Annotated in this window: 16 protein-coding genes and 1 pseudogene; 12 read left to right on the forward strand and 5 right to left on the reverse strand. The window is 44.6% G+C overall.

Translation table 11 applies throughout. The features are described from left to right. Positions 1–6 precede the first annotated feature (6 nt). From LPY66_RS05010 to LPY66_RS05025, 4 genes are all read right to left on the reverse strand, one after another. Entirely contained in the window at positions 7–2,472 is a 2,466-nt protein-coding gene (locus LPY66_RS05010; RefSeq protein WP_337987002.1) for a bifunctional diguanylate cyclase/phosphodiesterase, read from the reverse strand. 555 nt (positions 2,473–3,027) lie between these two features. After that, positions 3,028–4,074, reverse strand: a complete 1,047-nt coding sequence (locus LPY66_RS05015) for a radical SAM protein (protein WP_337987003.1) — start codon at positions 4,072–4,074, stop codon at positions 3,028–3,030. A 33-nt stretch (positions 4,075–4,107) separates the two neighbouring features. Continuing rightward, positions 4,108–5,025 (reverse strand): CobW family GTP-binding protein, encoded by a 918-nt coding sequence (locus LPY66_RS05020; protein ID WP_337987004.1) that lies wholly within the window; start codon positions 5,023–5,025, stop codon positions 4,108–4,110. Positions 5,026–5,094: 69 nt separating this feature from the next. Continuing rightward, positions 5,095–6,471 carry a uroporphyrinogen decarboxylase family protein gene (locus LPY66_RS05025; protein WP_337987005.1) on the reverse strand — a complete coding sequence of 459 codons (1,377 nt, stop codon included), beginning with the start codon at positions 6,469–6,471 and terminating at the stop codon, positions 5,095–5,097. A 575-nt stretch (positions 6,472–7,046) separates the two neighbouring features. On the opposite strand from LPY66_RS05025, the gene LPY66_RS05030 reads away from it, so the two are divergent. The 12 genes and pseudogenes from LPY66_RS05030 to LPY66_RS05085 all read left to right on the forward strand — a co-directional run bounded on the left by LPY66_RS05030 (position 7,047) and on the right by LPY66_RS05085 (position 20,767). After that, the gene (locus LPY66_RS05030; protein ID WP_337987006.1) at positions 7,047–7,706 is read left to right on the forward strand and encodes a cobalamin B12-binding domain-containing protein; all 660 of its coding nucleotides are present in this window, start codon (positions 7,047–7,049) and stop codon (positions 7,704–7,706) included. Positions 7,707–7,709: 3 nt separating this feature from the next. Continuing rightward, positions 7,710–9,101: pseudogene (locus LPY66_RS05035) on the forward strand (monomethylamine:corrinoid methyltransferase). Between the two features lie 482 nt (positions 9,102–9,583). Next, positions 9,584–12,130, forward strand: coding sequence for an ASKHA domain-containing protein (locus tag LPY66_RS05040; RefSeq protein WP_337987007.1), 2,547 nt, complete (start codon positions 9,584–9,586; stop codon positions 12,128–12,130). 20 nt (positions 12,131–12,150) lie between these two features. Then, the gene (pylB, locus tag LPY66_RS05045) at positions 12,151–13,224 is read left to right on the forward strand and encodes a methylornithine synthase PylB (protein ID WP_337987008.1); all 1,074 of its coding nucleotides are present in this window, start codon (positions 12,151–12,153) and stop codon (positions 13,222–13,224) included. Positions 13,225–13,251: 27 nt separating this feature from the next. After that, complete coding sequence (gene pylC, locus LPY66_RS05050; protein ID WP_337987009.1) at positions 13,252–14,397, forward strand: 3-methylornithine--L-lysine ligase PylC; 1,146 nt, start codon at positions 13,252–13,254, stop codon at positions 14,395–14,397. 22 nt (positions 14,398–14,419) lie between these two features. Continuing rightward, entirely contained in the window at positions 14,420–15,235 is an 816-nt protein-coding gene (gene pylD / locus LPY66_RS05055; RefSeq protein WP_337987010.1) for a 3-methylornithyl-N6-L-lysine dehydrogenase PylD, read from the forward strand. 3 nt (positions 15,236–15,238) lie between these two features. Further along, the gene (gene pylSn, locus LPY66_RS05060; RefSeq protein WP_337987011.1) at positions 15,239–15,568 is read left to right on the forward strand and encodes a pyrrolysine--tRNA(Pyl) ligase small subunit; all 330 of its coding nucleotides are present in this window, start codon (positions 15,239–15,241) and stop codon (positions 15,566–15,568) included. Positions 15,569–15,583: 15 nt separating this feature from the next. Beyond that, the gene (pylSc, locus tag LPY66_RS05065) at positions 15,584–16,420 is read left to right on the forward strand and encodes a pyrrolysine--tRNA(Pyl) ligase large subunit (protein WP_337988026.1); all 837 of its coding nucleotides are present in this window, start codon (positions 15,584–15,586) and stop codon (positions 16,418–16,420) included. A gap of 32 nt (positions 16,421–16,452) precedes the next feature. Further along, positions 16,453–17,157, forward strand: a complete 705-nt coding sequence (locus LPY66_RS05070; RefSeq protein WP_337987012.1) for a vitamin B12 dependent methionine synthase — start codon at positions 16,453–16,455, stop codon at positions 17,155–17,157. Positions 17,158–17,323: 166 nt separating this feature from the next. Continuing rightward, positions 17,324–18,754 (forward strand): MocR-like pyridoxine biosynthesis transcription factor PdxR, encoded by a 1,431-nt coding sequence (pdxR, locus tag LPY66_RS05075; protein WP_337987013.1) that lies wholly within the window; start codon positions 17,324–17,326, stop codon positions 18,752–18,754. Between the two features lie 64 nt (positions 18,755–18,818). Further along, positions 18,819–19,805 carry a UDP-glucose 4-epimerase GalE gene (galE, locus tag LPY66_RS05080; RefSeq protein WP_337987014.1) on the forward strand — a complete coding sequence of 329 codons (987 nt, stop codon included), beginning with the start codon at positions 18,819–18,821 and terminating at the stop codon, positions 19,803–19,805. Positions 19,806–19,852: 47 nt separating this feature from the next. Next, a complete protein-coding gene (locus tag LPY66_RS05085) occupies positions 19,853–20,767 on the forward strand; it encodes a TIGR01212 family radical SAM protein (RefSeq protein WP_337987015.1) in 915 nt (304 codons plus the stop codon). Positions 20,768–20,833: 66 nt separating this feature from the next. Here LPY66_RS05085 and eam read toward each other — a convergent pair whose 3' ends face one another. Next, positions 20,834–22,099: a glutamate 2,3-aminomutase gene (gene eam, locus LPY66_RS05090; protein ID WP_337987016.1), complete on the reverse strand. Its 1,266-nt coding sequence runs from the start codon at positions 22,097–22,099 to the stop codon at positions 20,834–20,836. Positions 22,100–22,222: the final 123 nt, after the last annotated feature.

Consider the following 22,222-nt stretch of genomic DNA (forward strand, 5'->3'; position numbering starts at 1 on the left):
TACATGCTATAAAAAGGATTGCTTGGTAAGAAGCAGTTCTGCTTCTTCATGTATAAGCGGTTTACTGAAAAGAAATCCTTGAGCACTGTTGCATTGTATGTCTTTAAGAAAAATGAGTATTTCTCTAGTCTCAATTCCTTCGGCAACAACTTCTAATCCCATACCGTGAGCTAAAGTAATGATCGTTTTGGCAATCAATTTTTGTTTGTTGTCTTCTAAAATATCAAAGACAAAATCCTTATCTAATTTAATGATATCAATTGGCAGCTCTTTTAAATAATTCAGAGATGAGTAACCTTTCCCAAAATCATCCAATGCTATTCGTATTCCATAATGCTTTAGCCTATGTAATACATGGATCGTATTATTGATATTCTCAATAGCAGTACTTTCTGTGATTTCCAGTTCAATGTTAGACGGTGACACTCTCGTTTCGGAAAGAATCTTTTCGATAGTTTCAGTGAAATTAGGCTGTTTAAACTGCCTTGCCGATAGATTAATGGAAATATTTAAGTGTTCGTGTCCCATATCATGCCATCCTTTTAACTGATGACACGCAGTGTGCAACGCCCATTCTCCGATAGGAATGATTAGACCAGTTTCTTCTGCTACCGTAATGAATTCCGTAAGTTTGATAAGGCCCTTTTTCGGATGGTACCATCGTATTAACGCTTCAAAACCCTTAATCTTACCACTAATTAAGTCAATTTGTGGTTGATAGAACAAAACAAGTTCATTCTTTTCTATCGCTCTTCTTAGTTTGTTTTCGATGTCTACCCAGTCCAATAAACTCTGATTCATTGAATTTTCATAAAAGCGGAAACCGTTCTTTCCGGAGTTCTTTGCATGATACATTGCAGTATCAGCATTTTTTAATAGTGTATCCACATTTTCTCCGTGCTCGGGATATATCACTATTCCAATACTTGCAGTGATAAAAAACTCATATCCATTTAAAACAAACGGTTCTCTAAAATCTGCCGAGATCCTTTCAAGAATCGATAAAATCTGAATATTATTATCTATATTACGTAATAATATGCCAAACTCGTCCCCTCCCAGACGGGCCACAGTATCGGCTTTCTTGACACAGGAGCTTAACCTTTTGCCAACTTCCATCAATAATAAATCCCCATGAATATGGCCTAATGTATCATTTACAGATTTAAAATTGTCCAGATCTAAATAGAATAACACTGCTTTTTTCTGATTTTGATCAGCCTTGGCAATGTATGAGGATACCTGTTCAAATAATAGGGTTCTATTAGGTAAGTTGGTCAATTGGTCATAGTGAGCTAAGTATAGCAGCTCTTCTTCCGACTTTTGGAGTTCGTCATATTGCTGCCGCAGTTCTTCCTCCGAAGCTGATATTTGTTCATAGGTAACCTCAAGTTTATTATATGCTAACGCCAATTTCGAATAACTTTCGTTGAGTTTTTGAACCATATTTTCAAAAGCTCTAGCTAAGCTCCCTACTTCGTCCTTAGAATGAACATTGACCGTTGTGACGCTTAAGTCTCCTCCGGCAACTCGGTTAGCTTCTTTTTCCAGAACCTCGATCGGCCTTACAATAAATAAAGTGACGTGAACTAGAATCAATACAACCAGAATAAGTACCCCGATAATAATACACATGGATATCTTAGTAAATGATACCAGATTATTATTTACCTCTTGCAAGGGTACAGTAATTGCAATCGACATGTCGGTTCCTGGGACTGGTGCGTATGCGATATATCTTTCTATGCCCTTATATACATAATTGCCGAACCCTTTTTCACCTCTCGCCATTTTTCTCACGGCTTCTTTAAATGATTCAGAACTATCAGGGTCGGTAAGACAATTTTCTCTATTAGCAACATGGATATCAGGGTGGATTACGGTAAGCCCGTCGCTGCGAACGATGAAGGCATAGCCGCTTTGTCCCACTTTAACCGACAGTATGTGTTGTTCAATATCTCTGACAGTAACAGGAATGGCAATCTCACCGGTGACTTTTCCGTTATTGACGATAGGCGCAACCACAGATACCACAAGTTTACCGGTGGATGGAGAAATCAAAGGGCCTTGAATGATTGTTTCACCACTTAATACCCTATTAAAATCTTCAAGTGTGGATACTTTAGCTACGATACCGTCTGCCCCAAAAAAATGTCCATCGGGATCAGCCCAGAGAATATTTTCAAATAACGGATTGTTTTTCCACTCAGATCTAAGATAAGTTAACCCTGCTTCACGGTTACCGTTTAATAATACAGGCGATCTGGCAATTGTACCAACTTCAGCCTTTCGGATGTCAAACCACATTTTGATGATTTCTGCCTGACTATCGGCTGTTTTTACTAACTCATTCTTAATATTTTTAAGAATTACATTCCTTGACTGCCAATAGTTTAGCCCCGCAAGAATGCTAAGTGATATGGTAAAAATTAAAACAAAAATTATGATTATTTTTATCCTTATACTTTTCATTGTGGTTCTCCCATTAACGTAGATGCGTTCGGAAATTATTCCCTAAGATTCAACATCTTTCTCAGGATTTCCTTTTATTGCGCATAATAATTTGTAAGCGCTGGAACAATACCGTCGGAAAGAACAACCTCCCCACTGATACACTAAAAAACAAGTGATCATGGGGAGGTTTTATAATGATTCAAGTTCATACAAATTTTATATTCTAGTACAACGTTTTCTAAATAACTGGACATTCAGCTACATAGCACGGTCTGCGTACCACTATTCCAGCGCCAAGCGGAGCATGGAGGCGAAGCGCAACGGTCCATGGATGGACCTAAGTTAAAATTTGCCAAGGAGGGCAAAAGAATTTTAACTTCCTTAATGCAATTTATGGATGGCGCAAGAGCCGAAAGCGGAATGTGGTGCGTGGGCCGGACCCTAAAAAATCTATTTGTCTAATTATTTAAAAATCATAATACTAGAAGCTTAATTTGAAATCTAAAAGATTTCTTTTTGGCGATTTCTAATTAAAGTATAGAATAAATTGTCATTCGGGAACTAACGTGATATTTAAGAATTTGTTTTAATCAGATAATCTAAATTCAGAGGGATTTTGCTTTCATCGCCTCTGCGGATATTGTCGAACCCGCATTCGAACAACATCTTTCTGCAGCGCGCCATATCCATTCCCCGGTTTTTTGATGTATCGGCTTGGCTATCACGCGGGTTTGCTCCGCTCTCCGCAGTGATAATGTTGGCACCCGATGCATAACTTAATTCATTCGGTTCATGAACCCCCATATAGGCCATAGTGGGAACGGTCAGAGAGCAAAGGGAAATCGTCGCAACAATATGTGCTAGCCTTAGCTCGCTGATTTGACCGTATTTGGCAAGGGGAGAATCAGGAACTGCGACTCTCCGCATTGCCGCGTGCTGAGTTATCCCGATTTCAATGCCGATAAAGATATTGCTAACCAGCTCGTCAACGCCATGCTCCGGGCCTATTGGCTCGCAACAAGTATATAGTTCAAGCCCTGCATCAAGCGCGTTCTTCATTGTTTGAAGACGCTCTCTGGGATCAAGCTTGGTATCAACACCTTCTCTGATCCGACAAACATGGTAGACTCCTGTAACTCCTGCGCTCTTCATCTCTTTAAATGCTTCCAGACTACTGTCTCCGACATTGGCCCATATCTGAGTAGACTTTGGAGCCAATGCTTTCGCCTTACTTATGATTTGCAAATACCGGTCTAGATCATAAGAGTGCATTGTCATAAGATATAATCCATATAAATCATCGTACTGACAGAAGCTCGCTATTTTTTCTTCCAATTCCTCATCACGGAGATGGTTATCTTTGAACCGCGTATGATCCTCTCCGAAAGTACAGAATTTGCATCCGCCGGGGCAAGATGTCACATCAACTCCGATTTGACCTAAAATGATAGCGGAATTATCATTCTTACTCCTGATAATGCTTGAAGCAGCAGATCTGAGTAAACCTGACTCGAAGCTGAGCTCATCAATTGTCAAAAGGTATCTGCAATCCTGCCGATCAAGCGGTATGTTGCTCCAAGCTTTTTCCAGTATTTTATCGAGTTGAGGCGAGATTTTCATTAGTCTGCTCCTTATCCTTTAACTTAAGTTGCGTTACAATTTTATGGCAAGCGGTGCGTATCTTTTTATTCCATTGGCTATGACACTTGTTATTCCGATGCCCACGCTAGAGATAAGCACAATTTCTGAACATGATGTTTTGCCGGGCCATGGGAGTATCAGCATATGAGAACGTACACCGCTGACGGTGTAATCCGTATCGCCGACTTTGGCAAAACCTTTTATGCGATAGGTATAGGGAGCAATAAATTTAAGAAATCCTTGCAATTCATCCAGCGTAATATGGTTCAGAATCTTCAAGATAAAGGTTTGCGGTCTGTTTTCCGGGGTGTTGGAAGAGGCTTTACTTGTTACTTCTGAAGGTTTAATCTGGCGAAATAGTTGCGCAATATCCAGATTGCAGTAGCTCGTAAAATAGATCGGAACATTTGGGTTAACCGTTTTAACCACATTTAGAATCTTGGATTTAACTTCGTCATTAATCAGATCCTCTTTGTTGACAATAGCAGCACCTGCATAGGTCAATTGTTTCCGGACAGCTGGAAGCACACTTTCCAGTTCCAGAAAGGCTTCGCCGTCCAATACGCAGAGGGAGCCGCAGTATCGGCAGGGATGAACCGTTTCTGCCTTTATAGCTTGTAGGATTTGCCCCATACTGCTTGGATCGGCAAGGCCGGAGGCTTCGATCAAGAGGTATTCGATCTCTCTGGAGGACATTTTGATGATGGCCTTGACAAAATTTTCTTTGATACAAGCACAAAAAATTGACCCGTTGGAAAGCTCTGACATGGGTATCCCGTCTTTCTCTATCAGACGGGCATCGATGTTGATTTCGCCAAATTCATTGACGATCAGTCCAATTGGCGTATCATCAAAGTGTTGGAGCAGACGCTCAAGAAGCGTGGTTTTTCCCGAACCCAGGAAACCGGTTAGCAGGATGATCTTGATCACAAACATCCCTCCTTTTTGACATATCAGAAAAACTCTAAATGACTCTTTGATTAATTTCATGGGGTTATCTTATTTGTCATGTTTTTTATTGTATCTTTTAGTAACTTCGGTAATGAGCTCATCGCTGTCAGGGATAATTGAAATGTAGACGCTCTCTCCGTCAATACACATGGTGGGAAGGTTTTTGAGTCCCATTTTTGCGGTTCTAGCGATATCCTCTTTAATAAAGTATTTGTAAACAACATAGTCGGCCATGTCTTTGATTTCATCGTAGATATCGGTAACGCTCTTTACCATATAGGTGCAAGCTGCACACTGCTCAGGATCAAGGGTAAACAACTCGATATAGACTTTGTCCCTGCTTGCATAATCAGGAATCGTAATTTCAATGTCATCGAATCCGCTTGACGAATAGTTGGCAATCATCGACCGGACTTCATCCGGACGATGAACCGCCATCGCACAGGCAACGGTATTCTCTGGCGGTACGTCATAGGGCATGTCACACCCTGGGCTGATAATGAGGTTCTTTTTGTTGTCAATACTGTCAATTAAATCCAGAACGCCTTTCATATTATCTTGTTGGGTCCCAAACAGCATCGTTGTTGTTAATGGAATATTGCCGCTTAATGCAATATTGTACTGGTCGGTAATCACTTTGGCAGCAACCATATCGACATTTTCATCGACAGCCATGGAGTCCGGATACGTCTCGCACATGACTTTAATTTGATAGGATGCATTGCCGCAGACAAAGAAGGACGACTTAACACCTTTCATCCGGATATAATCAAAGACGGCTTTGAACGGTTCATGCAGCAGCTTTGAAAACGACTTCGGAGAGATCTGGCTGACAAGGGGATCAACGACGGCAATGACATCCATCCCTGCTTCAATATATAAGTCGGCCATTTTCTGTGCATATTCGGCACAAAAAGACGTGAGCTGGACAACATAATCCGGATTTTTATTGACGTCTTTAAAAAACTCGCTTCCGCGAAGATGCGAGGCCAACGTCAATGGTCCGCAGATCAATCCGTAAAGCGCCGTTTGATCACCGACTTCTTCTTTCATTACCCGCATCGCTTCCAATACGATCGGTATGCGTCCGGATTCTGCCGTCGGAAATTTGCATTTGCAGGGAATCCCTTTTTCTTTGTCAAAGAGGTGAGATACCACAGAGGGTGGATTGTAATCAGCCCATAGCAGTTCGCACCCTAGAATTTCGGCTTCAATCTGCAAGTCAAAGACAATTGGCATCCCGTCCGGTTGATATAATCTGTAGACTTCCCGCAGACATTCAATTAATTTTGCGGAATCTGTTAAAATTTCTTTTCCCGTGTAACCTTTAAGTTTTCCGGCATGAACACCGGCGAAAGGAATCCATGGGAGCTGTCCATTGGTATCCTCGTGATTCAGTACCTTCATCAGCAATTCTTTACTCATGCTTGCGTCCTCCTAATGGTTTGAATTAAATAGTTATCCAGCGGCCCTGCGTATTATGCAACGTTTTAGCATAAAAAAAGACGCTTACCAAATGAATGGCAAAGCATCGTTGCTTTGGATCGCCTCTTAAACAAAAGTTTAATATTTATAAACAGTGTAAATCACGGTTTTAAAATTGTTAAGCTACAATTTGAAAGGATTTTTAGGATACAATTCAGCGGTGATGATAACGTTTTAGCATAAAAAGATCAAAAGAAATTGTATCCCGAAAAAATTCCGGAATTGTATCTTTGAACTCGGGCATGAGCAATCTATAATACGAACATAGAGTTGACACAGCGGACAAATCATATCGGGATATCCTAAGAGACAATGGAGTCGCAAATATTTTGTGATTCCTTTTTTTATTGAACGCTTTTGGGTGTCGTCGCCGGGATATAAAACAGTCCTGTGTCAAATCAAAGCATATTGTTAGCTTTTAGTTCTGCGTTCCGGGCAAACGGATCAGAATGACAAAAAGCAAGATATGAAGTTCCATAAACAATAAATTTTATAATTAAGGAGGAGAGAAACACGTGAGCAAAGAGATTTTTGAAAAACTCAAAAATTCGATTGTGGAGATGGACAGCGATTTAGCTGAAGAAGCGGCTAATGAAGCAGTTGAAGCAGGTCTTGATCCGTTGGAATGTATTAGTTCCGGCCTTGCGGAAGGCATGACGGTTATGAGCAACTTGTTCGACGAAGGCGAGGCGTTCGTTCCTGATCTTATGATGGCTTCGGAGGCATTTGAAACAGCAGTAAAAATCCTGACGAGTTCACTGTCCGACGAGGAGAAAAACAAGACTTCCTACGGAAAAGTGCTGATCCATACTGTACAGGGAGACATCCACGATATCGGGAAGAACATTGTGAAAACAATGTTTTCGGCCAACAACTTTGAGGTGATTGATTTGGGCCGCGATGTGCCTGTATCCACTGTTATCGAGAAGGCCGAAGAATATAAAGTCGATATCATTTGCGGATCCGCCCTCATGACAACCACAATGGCATCCCAAAGAGATATCATCAACCTTCTGATCGAAGACGGAATTCGCGAAAAATACATTGTGATGTTTGGTGGTGCTCCTGTATCTGCTAAATGGTGCCAAGATATCGGGGCGGATGCCTATGGCGACACAGCCAACGAGGGTATCGCAATTGCCAAAGAGTTAATGGCAAAGAAAAGAGGTGCATAATTCGTGAAATCAATTGGTAAAGGCGTTACAGTTTTTGATGTCTATGACCGGGCAAAATCCGGCCCAAAAGTAGAGGAAAAGGAATGGGATTTTAATATTATCCCCAAGACCGCTACCAAGCTGAAAAAGCAATACGGAATCAAGATGGACAAAAAGACCATTATTCCGGAAGACAAGGAATTGATCGACAATCTGTTCAACGCAGGGTTGGATATGCTTGTGGAATGCGGTGTCTATTGTATTGACACCGGTCGTGTAATCAAGTATACACGCGATGAAGTATTACATGCCATCAAAGTGGCTCCTGACCATTTCACTTACGGTGAAGGTAAGGAAGCGATCAATGTTGTTCCTAGATCATATGCCTCGGCAAAGGCTCCTGTGATTCAGGGAGGACCTACCGGTTCCCCTTGTTCGGAGGAAATGTTTCTGCCAATTCATCAGTCTTATGCCCAGGAACGGATCGTGGATACCATTGTTGACGGCGTTTTGCAGACCGTCATGGGCAAAGACCCTGTACCGGGTTCCCCGTGGGAAATCATGGCTGTGCGTTCCGAGGCCTTACAAGTTCGTGAGGCACAACTCAGAGCGGGACGCTCAGGAATGGGATTGTAGGGGAACGAGACTTCTTTAAGTGCTGCCGGAGTCATCGCTGCTGACTTCGAAGGCGGCATGAGGCCTTCTGATTCCCACGAGGTTTCTCAGCTGAATGAGCTCAAAATCGACGTAGGTGCGTTGGTTGTTGGTGCCCATTACGCTACAGCTGGTGTAAACGTCATGGTAGAACAGATGCCTATTTTTGGCGGATACGCGGGTGGTTTGGAAGAGACCACGATCGTTGATGTCGCCACAACTTTAAATTCATTTGTCATGTTACAGGCCACCTGGCACTTAGATGGGCCCGTGCACGTACGCTGGGGCATTACAACGGCGAGAGAGGCTCTTGCTGTTGCGGGTCACGCGGCACGTGCCATTGAGGAAAACACTCATCTGATGCTGGGAAATCAGTACTATACTTTGGCAGGTCCCTGTACGGTGATGTGCTTGCTGGAGACAGCGGCGCAGGCCATTACAGATACGGCCAGCGGGCGCGAGATTTTGTCTGGTGTCGCAGCCGGTAAAGGTGTTGTCACCGACCTCTTTACCGCAATGGAAGCGCGTTTTATGGGTGAAGTTGCCCACGCAGTCGCTGGTATGGATCTTCATGAAGTAAACATCCTTCTCGATAAACTGGTTTCGATGTACGAAAAAGATTACAAAACAGCTCCTGCAGGGAAAACCTTCCAGGAATGCTACGATCCAAAGAAACTGGTTCCTACCGAGGAATACATCACGGTTTACGACGAAGCTGTTCAAATTATGACTGATTTAGGCCTGACCTATTGGAATGATTAATTTCCATCAGGCATAAATACGAAAACGGTATTCATCTGCCGACAGTCCGTAGGTTAAACGCTTACTGACTCAGGGTGGTTCGTAAGTTCCAGTACCTTGTTAACCCTAAAATTGTAATATAATGGCGGCAGATTTTTTGTAAGACAAGACGGAGGATTGAGGCATACCGAACGTATGCTGATTGACGACAACGCAGTATTACAAAAAATCTGCTGGCAGAATATATGAGATTAGGGTTAACATAGTACTCGCTGCGGGCTGTTGTCAGATGACCACATGGAGGGTGGATCGTAGTGATCTTACGGACTCTAAATCCGTACAGCCGGGTGCGACTCCGGGACTCTCCGCCATAATGTATTTCGGTATAGGTGTCTGGTAATCTCTAAACATTCCGATATGGGACAGGGTTGTTTCATAGAAGAATGTTAACGGGGTTGCAGGCATCTATTTTATTATAATTCAGACGTTTGGGGATGGTATCCATGTTATGTACGCTTGTTTTTCAGCCTTTTGGCACAAGAGTAACACTACAGGAAGGAAAAACATTGCTGCAGGCAGCTCAGGAAGCAGGCGTGCACATACCTGCTTATTGCGGCGGGGAGAAATCTTGCGGTAAATGCAAGATCAAACTCGTTGAAGGAAACTTTGAACAATATCAGATCACTTCGTGTGCAGGTCATCTCTCACCGTTAACAGCGGAAGAAAAGATTCTGCTTTCCGAATCGGAACGCCAGTCAGGATACCGTCTGGCCTGTATGACGCAAGTTCAGGGCGACGTTGTATTGGAGGTACCTCATGAAAGCCGGTTGCAGCCCCAGGTAATTCTTGAGGCAGGAGAAGTCAGAGAAATCCCTTTGGAACCGGCGGTGAAAACATATTATCTTGAGCTTGGTACAGCAACCTTGAAAGATAATCGGGATGATTTCACAAGGGTAAAAGAGGCGCTTTCCGTTTATAAAGAATTGGATGAAAATCTAACCATCGACGTTGAAGCACTGCGCATGCTTTCCCCAGCCATACGGACGGGAGGGTGGAGAATCACCGTTTACATTCTGTATGGCAGGCAAATCATTGGCGTAAGCCCAGGAAGGATTCGCACGTATTACGGTGCAGCAGCAGACATCGGAACGACGACGGTTGTCGTTTACTTGTACGATTTAAGTACTGGCAAGCTCTTGCAGACAGGTTCTTTTATCAATCCGCAGGTACGCTATGGCGATGACGTTATTTCGAGAATATCGTATTGCATGGCCAATAAAAACGGTGTGAAGATTTTACAAGAACTTTTGGTTGATGAACTCAATAAAACCCTGCAAGAGCTGGCGGCAGCCGAAGGATTCTCTTCCGAAGAGATCTGTGAGCAGGTTTTGGTTTTCAATACGGTGATGGCATGCATCGCCCTGGGTTTTTCGCCGGAAGCCCTGGGTGTATCCCCGTTTATTTCTCCCATAGCGCAAGCGTTGGATATTCCAGCCCGAGAACTTGGGATCCGGATCATGCCCGGAGGAAATGTCCATTGTCTGCCTTCGGAAGCGGGCTTTATCGGAGCAGATAATGCGGCGGTTTTAATTGCGGAAGGGCCCCATAAGCAGGATAGAATGAAGCTGATTATTGACATCGGGACAAACAGTGAAATATGTCTTGGGAATCGTGAGAAGCTATATTCCACCTCCTGTGCAACGGGGCCGGCGCTGGAAGGGGCTCAGATCAAATGTGGGATGCGTGCGGCTAAGGGGGCAATTGAAGCAGTTAAAATCAATCCGGTCACGTTGGAGCCTGAGCTAAAAGTAATCGGAACAGAGGGGACGGTGCCGGTTGGAATTTGTGGTTCCGGAATCATCGATGTGATCGCCCAAATGGCCGTGACCGGAATCATTGAACCCGACGGAAGGTTTTCGTCGAATGCAGAATCCCAGAGGATTCGTTTGGGGGACAAGGGAAAAAAAGAGTATGTCCTGTATTTCGGAAAAACACAGGAGGAACGGGACATTGTTGTAACAATGGCAGATGTTAGAGCGGTACAGCTTGCCAAGGCGGCATTGTACGCGGGTGCCAAAACATTGATGCAGCGGTGCGAAATCGCCGTTGTGGATGAGGTCGTCCTTGCCGGCGCTTTTGGCAGCTATATCAATCAGGAAAATGCGCTGAATCTGGGACTGTTCCCGGACTGCAGCTATAAAAACATCAAAATATCAGGAAATGCGGCCGGTGCCGGCGCCCAGATGGCACTATGCAACAGTGACAAGAGGCGCGAAGCTGAAGCGGTGGTCCGCAGGGTGGAATTTGTTGAAACAGCCATGAGAGAGGATTTTGCCAAGAGCTTTTCCCAGGCAATGGTGATTCCGCACAAACACGATCCATTTCCAATCAACAAACCCATGGCCTTTTCCTGCCCGGGTATTCACAATGGGAAAGGGGAGGCATGTGCATACCCCTTAAGCAGCCCCGACGAATTGTTGAACAAAGAGGTTCTCCTCAAAAGCCTGTTGGTAACTGCTTTAGCCGAAAATTCGCGAAAGAGCCTGCCGGAAGGCATGATTGACCTGCCGGGCCCGTTTGCGGCCTTAGGGTATATGGTTTCTCCTGTATCCCTTTATACTTTCGGAAAAAAGCACTCGGAAATGCTTGAAGCAGTCCTGAGCCTGATATTAAACGAATTGTCCGCATATGCCAAAGCGGCAATCGACCATGGCGTGAAAATCATATCCTATGCCGATCCGGCAGGTGACATGGAATATGTGGGGGAGCGGTTCTACAAACAGTTCAGCGGGAAATATAACCGGCTTTTCTTTGGGCAAATAGAGCCCCAGCTGAAAGAGGCGTTGATTCACGTATGCGGTAAGACTTCGTATTCCATGGAAAAGGCAGGATACCTGTTGGCAAGGCCATACCGGGTAGATGCATCAAAGAAATACCGGGATATCTTGTTTGAAGAAACGAAAAATTCCAAGGTAAAATTTTTAGGGCATCACTGTATCAATCAGGAAAGACTACGGGAACCCATTATTTATCGGCTGGAAATGATTTAAGTGAGCGGGAGGATGATTGCATGCTGGAAACACTGCTTAGAAAATGCCTGAAAGGGAATCAAATATCATTCGGTGAGGTTGAATATCTGCTGAGCCGAACAGAAGAAAGCGAAACCAATCAGATTTTTGCAGCTGCAAGACAGGCGCGGCAGGCCGCATTCGGGAATAAAGTTTTTCTCTATGGCTTCGTGTATTTTTCAACATTTTGTCAAAACAGCTGTACGTTTTGTTATTACCGCAAAGAAAATGCCAATCCTCACCGATACCGCAAAACACTTCGGGAAGTGGTCGCCATCGCTGAGGAGCTGCAGAAATCCGGGGTGCATTTGATTGATTTAACCACGGGAGACGATCCTTTTTATACAAAACACCCGGAGCGGCTTGCTTCGATTGTCAAGGCAGTCAAAGAGAAAACAGGGTTGACAGTCATGGTTTCGCCAGGTTTGCTTGACCGGCGCGGACTGGAACTGATTCAGCTGGCAGGGGCCGATTGGTTTGCTCTCTACCAGGAGACACATCGGAAAGCACTGTTTACCCAATTACGGCAGGGACAGAGTTATGAAAAACGGATGCTTGCCAAGCGGTATGCGCAGGATTTGGGGATGCTGCTGGAGGAAGGTCTATTGACCGGTGTTGGCGACACGCTGCAGGATCGTGTTCATTCCTTCAGCGAAATGAGGCAGCTGGGAGCGGCTCAGATCAGGACGATGACCTTTATCCAGCAAGAAGGAGCACCGCTTAAAGGAACGGTGAATCCGGAATATCATAGCGAACTGATGAATATCGCAGTCATGCGGTTGCTGTTCCCGGATGAATTGATTCCGGCTTCGCTGGATGTCGAAGGGCTGGCCGGCCTTGAAAAAAGGCTGATGGCCGGGGCTAACGTGGTCACCTCGATCATTCCGCCCGAACAAGGATTCTCTGGAGTTGCCAACTGCAAGCATGATATTGATGAAGGCTACCGCACAGTGGCAGGTATTCAGAATACGTTAAAACGATGCCACCTGGAGAATGCCGATACCCAGGACTACAACCGCTGGGTTGCAGACAGAAGGAATGCGGACAAAGCCAACGTTCGGACAGGCTGCCGATAATATATTCATTTTAGAGGGAGTCATTTTATGATAAACATACTAATCATCGGTGCGAAGCTGCAGGGGGTTGAGGCTATCTATCTGGCGAAGAAGGCGGGATATTATGTTACGGTGATTGACCATAACGCAGAAGCCCCGGGCCGCGATCTGGCGGACGAATTCATTAATGCGGACATTTTTGATGAAGAAGCTGTGCTTTCGGTATTGTCCAAAGCGGAGGTCGTGCTCCCGGTCATTGAGGATGCGGACGTCCTGGCAAAAGTACAAGCGTATGGGCAACGGTTGGGTCTGAAAGTCTTGTTTGATCTCAAGGCGTACACTATTTCGCGTTCAAAAACCAACTCCAACGACCTATTTTTTAAGAATAACCTGCCGGTGCCAAAAATTTATCCGGACTGCACTTTCCCGGTTATTTTAAAGCCGGACGGAGAAAGCGGCAGCAGGAATGTCATCAAGGCTTACAGTCAATCCGAAATTGAAGCGTACCTGGAGGGACATATTGGGGAACAAACCGTCGTCCAGGAATATCTAGAGGGTGCGTCCTATTCCCTTGAGGTTATTGGAGACGGAGAACACTTTTATTTTCCGCAAATCACCGAGGTCGTGGTGGCTGATGATTACGATTGCAAACGGATTATTGCTCCCGCCGCTATAGGAGAAACGGAAAAGCAGCAGATGCTGGCAATCGGCCAAAGTTTGGCGGAGAGTCTGAAAATTAAGGGCATTTTCGACATTGAAGTCATCAGCCACAAGGGGAAGCTGAAACTATTGGAAATTGATGCGAGGCTGCCGAGCCAGACACCCGTCAGCGTCTATCATTCCACAGGGATGAACATGGTGCATATGATGACGGAGCTGGCACTGGGAAACAGCGAAAGCGTCAGGATCCTGCCGGCAAAGCAGGTTTGCATCTATCAGCAGATACACGTCAGCGGTGGGAAAATCACGGTGGCAGGTGAACATATGATTGCGTCCTGCCGGCATTTAAAAATTCGCGAGGGCCTTTTCGGCTGTAAGGAAGCGATTACCGACTATGAGGAAGGCAGCCATAATTGGAAAGGAATCATTATTGTTGTTGGGGAAAGCCAGGAAAAGGCATATGCGGCTTTTGACAGGTTCATTGGGCAGATGAAAAAAGAACTGGAGATAGAAAACTGGGAATTAGTTGATTGAAGGGAGGTAAGTACTAGCGGTTATGTCAAGACTACTGAAGTCCGATATCAATTTCATTAAAGCTCAGATCGGGGCTTATGACGAACATTTTAGAGAGCAGACAGGCTGTAAAATGGCGGAAATCGCCAAGAAAGCGGTTGGCTATACACAGGAGGAGTGCGTGGTCAAAACGGCAGTTGTCCCGGTTACAAGCGGTTTGGGTCTGATATCGGGATTCTCACAGGCTGTGGGGGCAATTCTTCGTTACGCAGGGGCAGAGGTGATGATTACGGAAAAGACGGATGTCGCCGGGCTTCAGCACGCCTTCATGTCACCATGCAAGCTGGCATTCATGGCTGATGATGACGTTTGTGCGGCTTTTGGCATCAACGCTGCTGCCCATTCCGACAATGGCTGGGCTACGGGAAGCGGTTTTGCCGCCGCCCTGACAGAGGCGATGAAAAAACAGGGGATTGATCCAGTTGGGCAACGGGTGCTGATTATTGGCTCTGGACCTGTGGGACAGGCGGCAGCCGAATATATCGCCCAGCAAAATGCGGTGCCGGTTATCTGTGATTTGGATCAGCACAAAGCTTCCGCTTTAGCAGCATCACTGCGGAATTCACAGTGGGTTTCAGCACCCGCGCCTGTCAAGGAGTATGCCTATATTGTGGATGCCAGCCCGGCTGGGAATTTTATTACGGGAAAGGACGTAAGGGCAACGACAATTATCGCGGCGCCAGGTATGCCCTGCGGGGTAACGCCTGAGGCGACAAAGAAAGCGACGGTTATTCATAATCCTCTAGAACTGGGGATCATGACCATGTATTTTGATTGCCTGAAACAGCTGGAGGGCTGACTTATGGAACAAGCAAAAAAGGATTCCCAAAAACAAAAAAATATACGATTCATATCCAAGAATCAAAGTCTCTTTCGATTAATCGACAAAGTAAAACTCTGGCCGTCGCGCACCGGAACACTGCACGGGGTTAAAACACTGGAAAACAGAGGAAATAACATGGTTGTGACAACGCACTGCGGGGAGACGTTTGTTGTCTGGAATTCGAAAAACAGCCGAAGCGCACGGTGGCTGCGCAATCGATGGTGTAAATATCCCTGCGAAAAGTGTAAAATTCCTGAGTGGAAGCTGACCAAATACTCACAGACGGTATTTACGGATAACAGAAGATAGGTGATAATATTGAGCATGGAATTTACGGAAACGCAAAAAAACAGGCTGACGGAGCTGGGAGTCAAAAGAGAAGCCGCAGCTTCGAATTTTAATACGGCCATGGAAAGAGATCAGGCATTTAAAATAATTGAAAAGACGGCAGCTGAGAAAAACAAGGAAGACTTGCGACAGCTGCTTGGAGTCAGTCATAAACCTGCGCTGTGCCGCCTGCAGCAGGAATTGGCGGACGCGTTGTGCCGCAACGGATTTACTCAAGTGACTACCCCAACCATCATCACGTCAAAAGCCATGGAAAAGATGACAATTGACCAGAACAATCCGCTATATAAACAGGTATTTTGGCTCGATGCTAAAACCTGTCTGCGTCCGATGCTTGCGCCGAATCTTTATGAAGTCTCACGCAAAATAATGACCAGCCAGAAGCTGCCGCTGCGCATTTTTGAAATCGGGTCCTGTTTTCGCAAGGAATCGGAGGGCAACTCCCATTTAAAAGAATTTACCATGCTCAATCTCGTCGAGTGGGGAACACCCGAGGACGAAAGAATCGACCGGCTGAAGGGCTTGGCAGAGCTTGTCTTAAAGACTGCCCAAATCGACGATTATTCCCTCCAGGAAGAGGACTCGGTCGTTTATGGCATCGGACTGGATGTGGTAAGCAAAGATGGCTTGGAGTTGGCATCCACTTCGATGGGGCCGCATCCGCTGGATGATCAATGGAATATGACCTGTTCTTGGGTCGGTATCGGCTTTGGGTTGGAACGGCTGCTCATGCATCGGGAAAAGCAAAACGGAATTCAGCGTTATGCGAAAAGCAATGTTTTTCTGGATGGTGTTTGTTTAAAGATCAAATAACGCTGTGCTGAGGACAGAGGGAGAAGATGCCAATGAAAAACCACGTGATTCGCTTAGATAAGAATCAGGGAAAGGATCTTGCCGAAAAAGCATTTCGGGATATGTGCGGTTATAACAGGGGAAAAACAGTCTCTCCAAAAATCATTGAGCGATCACTGCGAAGCTTGGATGATGTGGATGATCAAATTGCGATTACTGTCTTAATCTCGGAATATGAAAAACCGTATTATGACGGAACTGAAATGATACTGGACGGACAAGCGTTTTTCTGCCAGGCATTGGCCCAAATTCCGGCGGGGGAGATTGAGCGGGTTTACGTCTACCTGCTGACTGCCGGCGAGGTGGATTTGAGCGGTGCCAGCGGCTTAAATAGTGTCTACTATGATATTTGGCAGAATGCCTATGTGGACGCCGGACAGGAAATCTTAAGACGCCATCTCCAGGGGCTAAGCTGCAACCACGATAAATTCGTATCAGGGAATTTTGGACCGGGATATTTCGGAATGGAAATTTCTCTGGTCGAGAAGATTTTTTCCATACTTGACGCAGACAAAATAAATATGAAATTGCTCAGCGGTGGTTTTATGTACCCCCTTAAAAGCTATGCCGGATTTTTCGCAGTTACAAGCAGCAAGCAAAATGTTGCTGAAATCGACTGCGATAATTGCATGTCTTCGGGGAAAACTTGTGTGTACTGCAGGGCGGGAAGAAAAATGAAACAGGCGTTATTCTCGTGATATCCAATAAGTGAATAAACATTTTATTATTGAGCATAAAAATAACCGGAACACATATTAGAAATGCTGTTGACCATAGCAATTTTCAACAATTGTTTTGCTGAGACAGTTATTTTATAATGATTATAATAGCTTTGTATGTGTCAATCGTGAGAGAGGGATTTTTGTGCTTATTCTTAATAACAACGGCCGATCTTTGTATGAACAATTATACGAAGCCTTGCGGCAGAGTATTCTACAAGGAGATCTGAAAGAAAACGATGCTCTTAAGCCGATTCGGGTTTTGGCAGAGGAACTGCAAATCAGTAATAACACAGTAAGCAAGGCCTATCTGCAATTGCTGGATGAAGGCTATATTCGATCAGTCCAAGGCAGCGGGTATTATGTGGAAAACGTGGAAACACTAGAGATTTCAAGGGCGTTAGCCGGTACAGTACCGGAGAAAATAGTAAAATCGGGAAATAGTTCAGAAGGTGCAGCCTCGGAGCAGTCTGCCCAGCTGAAATATGATTTTAATTATGCGAGCTTTGAATCAAGCTTTTTCCCTTGGACAAAGTGGCGAAAGTATACGCTGGACGCGATGCTCGAGGAATCCTACGCCATGGATATCGCATATGAATGCAACAAAGGAAATGTAAAATTAAGAGAAAGTCTGTGCAATTATGTGAACACCAGCCGGGGTGTAAAATGCACTTTAGATCAACTTGTTATCTCTGCCGGCACACAATTTGCGATGGATATTATACTGGAATTATTGCCCGAGGAAATACACACCATAGGCGTAGAAGACCCCAGCTTTATTGGTATGCAAAAAATCTTTACAAATAAACGGTTTTCAATCAAAATGCTCCCCCTTACCGATTCCGGTATTGATATGGATGCCTTAGAAAACTCAAAATGCCAATTGCTTTATTTAACGCCTTCCCATCAATTTCCCACCGGAGTCACGACATCTTTAACAAAACGTCTGCAGATTCTCGAATGGGCAAAAAAGAATCAGGCCTATATTATTGAAAACGATTATGATAATGAATTTCTGTATGGAGAAAAACCGCTTCCGTCTATTGGGTCTTTGAGCAGCGGGCAGAATGTTATTTATTTGAGCACCCTGTCAAAGGTTCTCTCTCCTTCGATACGGTGTGCATATTTTGTACTGCCATACAATCTCATGGCGGTTTATCAAGAAAAATACAAATATTACAATTCGTCACTTCCAACTTATCATCAAACGGCATTAGCTTATTTCATCAGGGATGGGCACCTGGAAAGACACGTACGAAAACTCTCTCAGCTGCATCGGAGAAAATACGAGATATTCAAAAAAGTAATGCAGGAGCAGCTTGCAGACAGCGTTAAAATTTATCCGACGCCAGCGGGTTCGCATGTATTAATCCAAATAATGGGATGTATGAATCAGGAAGATTTGATAAATAAAATGAGACTAAGGGGATTTGGCATTTACGGCACAAAAGTCTACTGGCAGAACCAGCAAAAAGCTCCGGAAAACATTTTTCTTTTTGGGTTCAATTCTCTGCCTGAGGAAGAAATGGAAGCGGCGATTAAGGGACTTGCCTGTGCCTTAAAGGAGATTTTATGAAGTTTTAGGCTATAATCAAATGGAAATATAATGAAACAAATAACATGGTGTAAAGGAGAAAAACATGGCTATCCTGGTTACAGGCGGCGCCGGATATATCGGCAGCCATACCGTCTCAGAACTTACTGCCCATGGTGAAGATGTTATCGTTTTAGATAATCTTCAAAAAGGACACCGTCAAGCCATAAACAATGTTGTTTTTTATCATGGGGATATCCGTGACCCTCAAGTAACAGATCGTATTTTTAGTGAAAACCGGATCGATGCCGTCGTCCATTTCGCAGCAGATTCTCTGGTCGGTGAAAGCGTGGCAGATCCTTTGAAATACTATGATAATAATGTCATTACGGCGCAGCGTTTGTTAACCCAAATGAATAAGCATCATGTTAAAAAGATTGTTTTTTCATCAACAGCTGCTGTATATGGTGAACCGGTCAATATTCCAATTAAAGAAACCGATCGGACACTTCCTACCAATCCGTACGGTGAAACGAAGCTGGCTATAGAAAAGATGCTGCATTACTGTGACCGGGCTTATGGCATCAAATACATTGCGTTGCGCTATTTTAATGCAGCCGGTGCGCATCCGTACGGTACTATCGGTGAAGATCACCATCCGGAAAGTCATCTGATTCCAATCATTCTGCAGGCTGCCTTGGGTCAGCGCGGAGAAATAGCGATTTATGGCAACGATTACCCGACACCGGACGGAACGTGTATTCGTGATTATATCCATGTCATGGATTTAGCCCAAGCGCATCGCTTAGCACTTCAAAGACTTAAGAATACTGAGGAAAGCGACGTTTATAATCTCGGGAACGGGAAAGGTTTTTCTGTATTCGAGGTCGTAAAAAAAGCACGAGCCATAACAGGTCATGCTATCCCGGCCAGCATCGTAGCCAGGCGTCCCGGCGATCCCGCAGTCCTTGTGGCATCATCGGAAAAAGCAAGGACCTTGCTTGGATGGACGCCGCACTATCACGAATTAGATGAAATCATAGCTAGCGCCTGGAAGTGGCACAAAGCAAACCCGGGTGGATTTGGTAACTGATTGGACGTTGGCATTTTACCGATTCTTGGTTAATAAAGGAAGTCATTATGCATAAAAGGTATCATACCCTTAATGAACACTTACGCGAGGTTTTTGGTGAAAAGGTTATTAAAGTATCTCTTGATGCTGGATTGAGCTGTCCAAATCGGGATGGGACATTGGGCAGCGGTGGCTGCATCTTTTGCAGCGAAATGGGATCCGGTGATTTTGCAGGGCAAAGAGGTTTATCCATTAAGGAGCAGTTTGACCAAGTCCGGGCTAGGACAGTCAAAAAATGGCCCAGAGCAAAATATATTGCCTATTTTCAATCATTTTCTGCGACCTACGGTCCAGTGGACTATCTCGAAAAAATATACAGAGAAGCCCTGGCAGTTGAACATGTTGTTGGAATATCCGTATCGACAAGGCCGGACTGCCTGAATGAGGGAATTCTTAATGTACTGGAAAAATTGAACAGAGAAACATATCTATGGGTGGAGCTTGGACTGCAATCAGCACATGACCAGACTCTTGCCTGGATGAACCGGGGACATGACTTTCGATGTTTCCTGGAAGGGGTTCAAAAACTCAAGCAACGGAATATCCGCGTATGTGCCCATATGATTATGGGAATTCCAATAGAGACCAGAGAAGACATGCTGCAGACGGCTCTTACGCTTGCCAAGCTGCCTATTCAGGGTGTTAAAATTCATTCACTGCATGTTCTTCGCGGGACAAAACTTGCCGAATTGTACGTACAAGGAGGACTTAAGCTTTTGTCCATGGATGAATACATCCGTCTGGTTACAGATATCCTCGAGATTCTCCCCCCGGAAATGATCGTTCACCGGTTGATGGGGGATGGACCACTTAACGATGTCATTGCTCCCGAATGGACACGACGTAAATGGGAAGTTTTGAACGGGATCGATCAGGAAATGGAACGGCGCAACAGCCAGCAAGGGATTAACTGTATTCCCTAGTGTTATAACAAAAGCCGCGTATCCGAAAAACGGTTTGATGGGTTTATGATCCGCAACGAAAATTGCTTACGGTTCATCGTCGGTACAATGATTTTCATAGTACACAATTTTCCCTTCCCAAGTCTTTAATACAGCCCTATGTTCATCAAGGGACAACAGATACTGTGGAAGAAGCGGAGTTTTACCGCCGCCTTTTGGAGCATTTATGATATACGTCGGAACCGCAAGACCGGATGTAAACCCCCGGAGAGCTTCCATAACCGCAAGTCCTTGCTGAATGGAAGGGATAAAATGGCGGGTGCCTTTTACGTTTTTAGCATGGAAAATATAGTAGGGACGAACCCGGATCTTTAACAGCTCCTGGTTCAATTTTTTCATGACATGGGGGTCTGTATTGATTCCTTTTAAGAGCACGGCCTGATTGCCAAGAATAACACCGGCGGAAATCAGTTTGTCAGCCGCTAACTTTGCCGCAGGAGTCACTTCCTTGGGATGGTTGAATTGTGTATTCAAATAAATAGGTGGATACTTGGCTAGAATCTTGATCAGATTATCGGTAATGCGCATGGGTAACGTTACCGGTACCCGGGTACCTATACGCTTAATTTCGACATGAGGGATGGCGTGTAGTTCCGAAAGGAGCCAATCCAGTACATCATCACTTAATAGGAGTGCGTCTCCCCCGGTTACCAGGACATCCCTGATCTCGGGATTCATACGAATATAATTGAGGGCTTCTACAAGTTCCTGGGTTGATTTATGTTCATCTGTTTCTCCAATATTTCGGCGGCGCTGGCAATGACGACAGTACATCCCGCACATATTGGTCACGTTAATAATCAATCGATCAGGATAACGTCGGGTAATGCAGGCGGCAGGTGAATTCAAAACTTCACCCATAGGATCTGTCTCGCCATACTTATCCTGCAGTTCGTCTATGCTTGGTAACCCTTGCATGGCAATAGGGTCACGCGGGTTGCTAAAATCCATTAGGCTTAAGTAATAGGGGGAAATTGCCCAACGGTAAACACGACCAACTTGGGTAATCTCCATAATTTTCTCTTTAGTCATTGGGAAAATAGCGCTTAGAATGCTGGCGTCAGTAATTCTATGGGCCATCTGCCAGCGCCAATCATTCCAATCTTCCAGAGAGGCATTAAAGAAATGGCAAATTCTGTCTCTTTGAGAATGGTACAACTCCGATATATTAAATCCAGTAGGAATGATGGCAGCCTTTTTAAGATAGGGTTGGGCATGATGTCTTAGCTCAGCGGCTCGTTTCAAAGCAAATGAACGGGATTCATGATCATTTCGATATAAAGCAATCGCCATAATATCCCCTCCTCATCAATCAGGAATTCCAACACCGTATAAAGAAAAAAGCAGATATAAGTAAAATATTTACTGCCAACCAATCATAACATTTAAAGTTGTCAGATGCAAGGGGGAAATAAT

This window comes from Dehalobacter sp. DCM (assembly GCF_024972775.1).
Lineage (GTDB): Bacteria > Bacillota > Desulfitobacteriia > Desulfitobacteriales > Syntrophobotulaceae > Dehalobacter.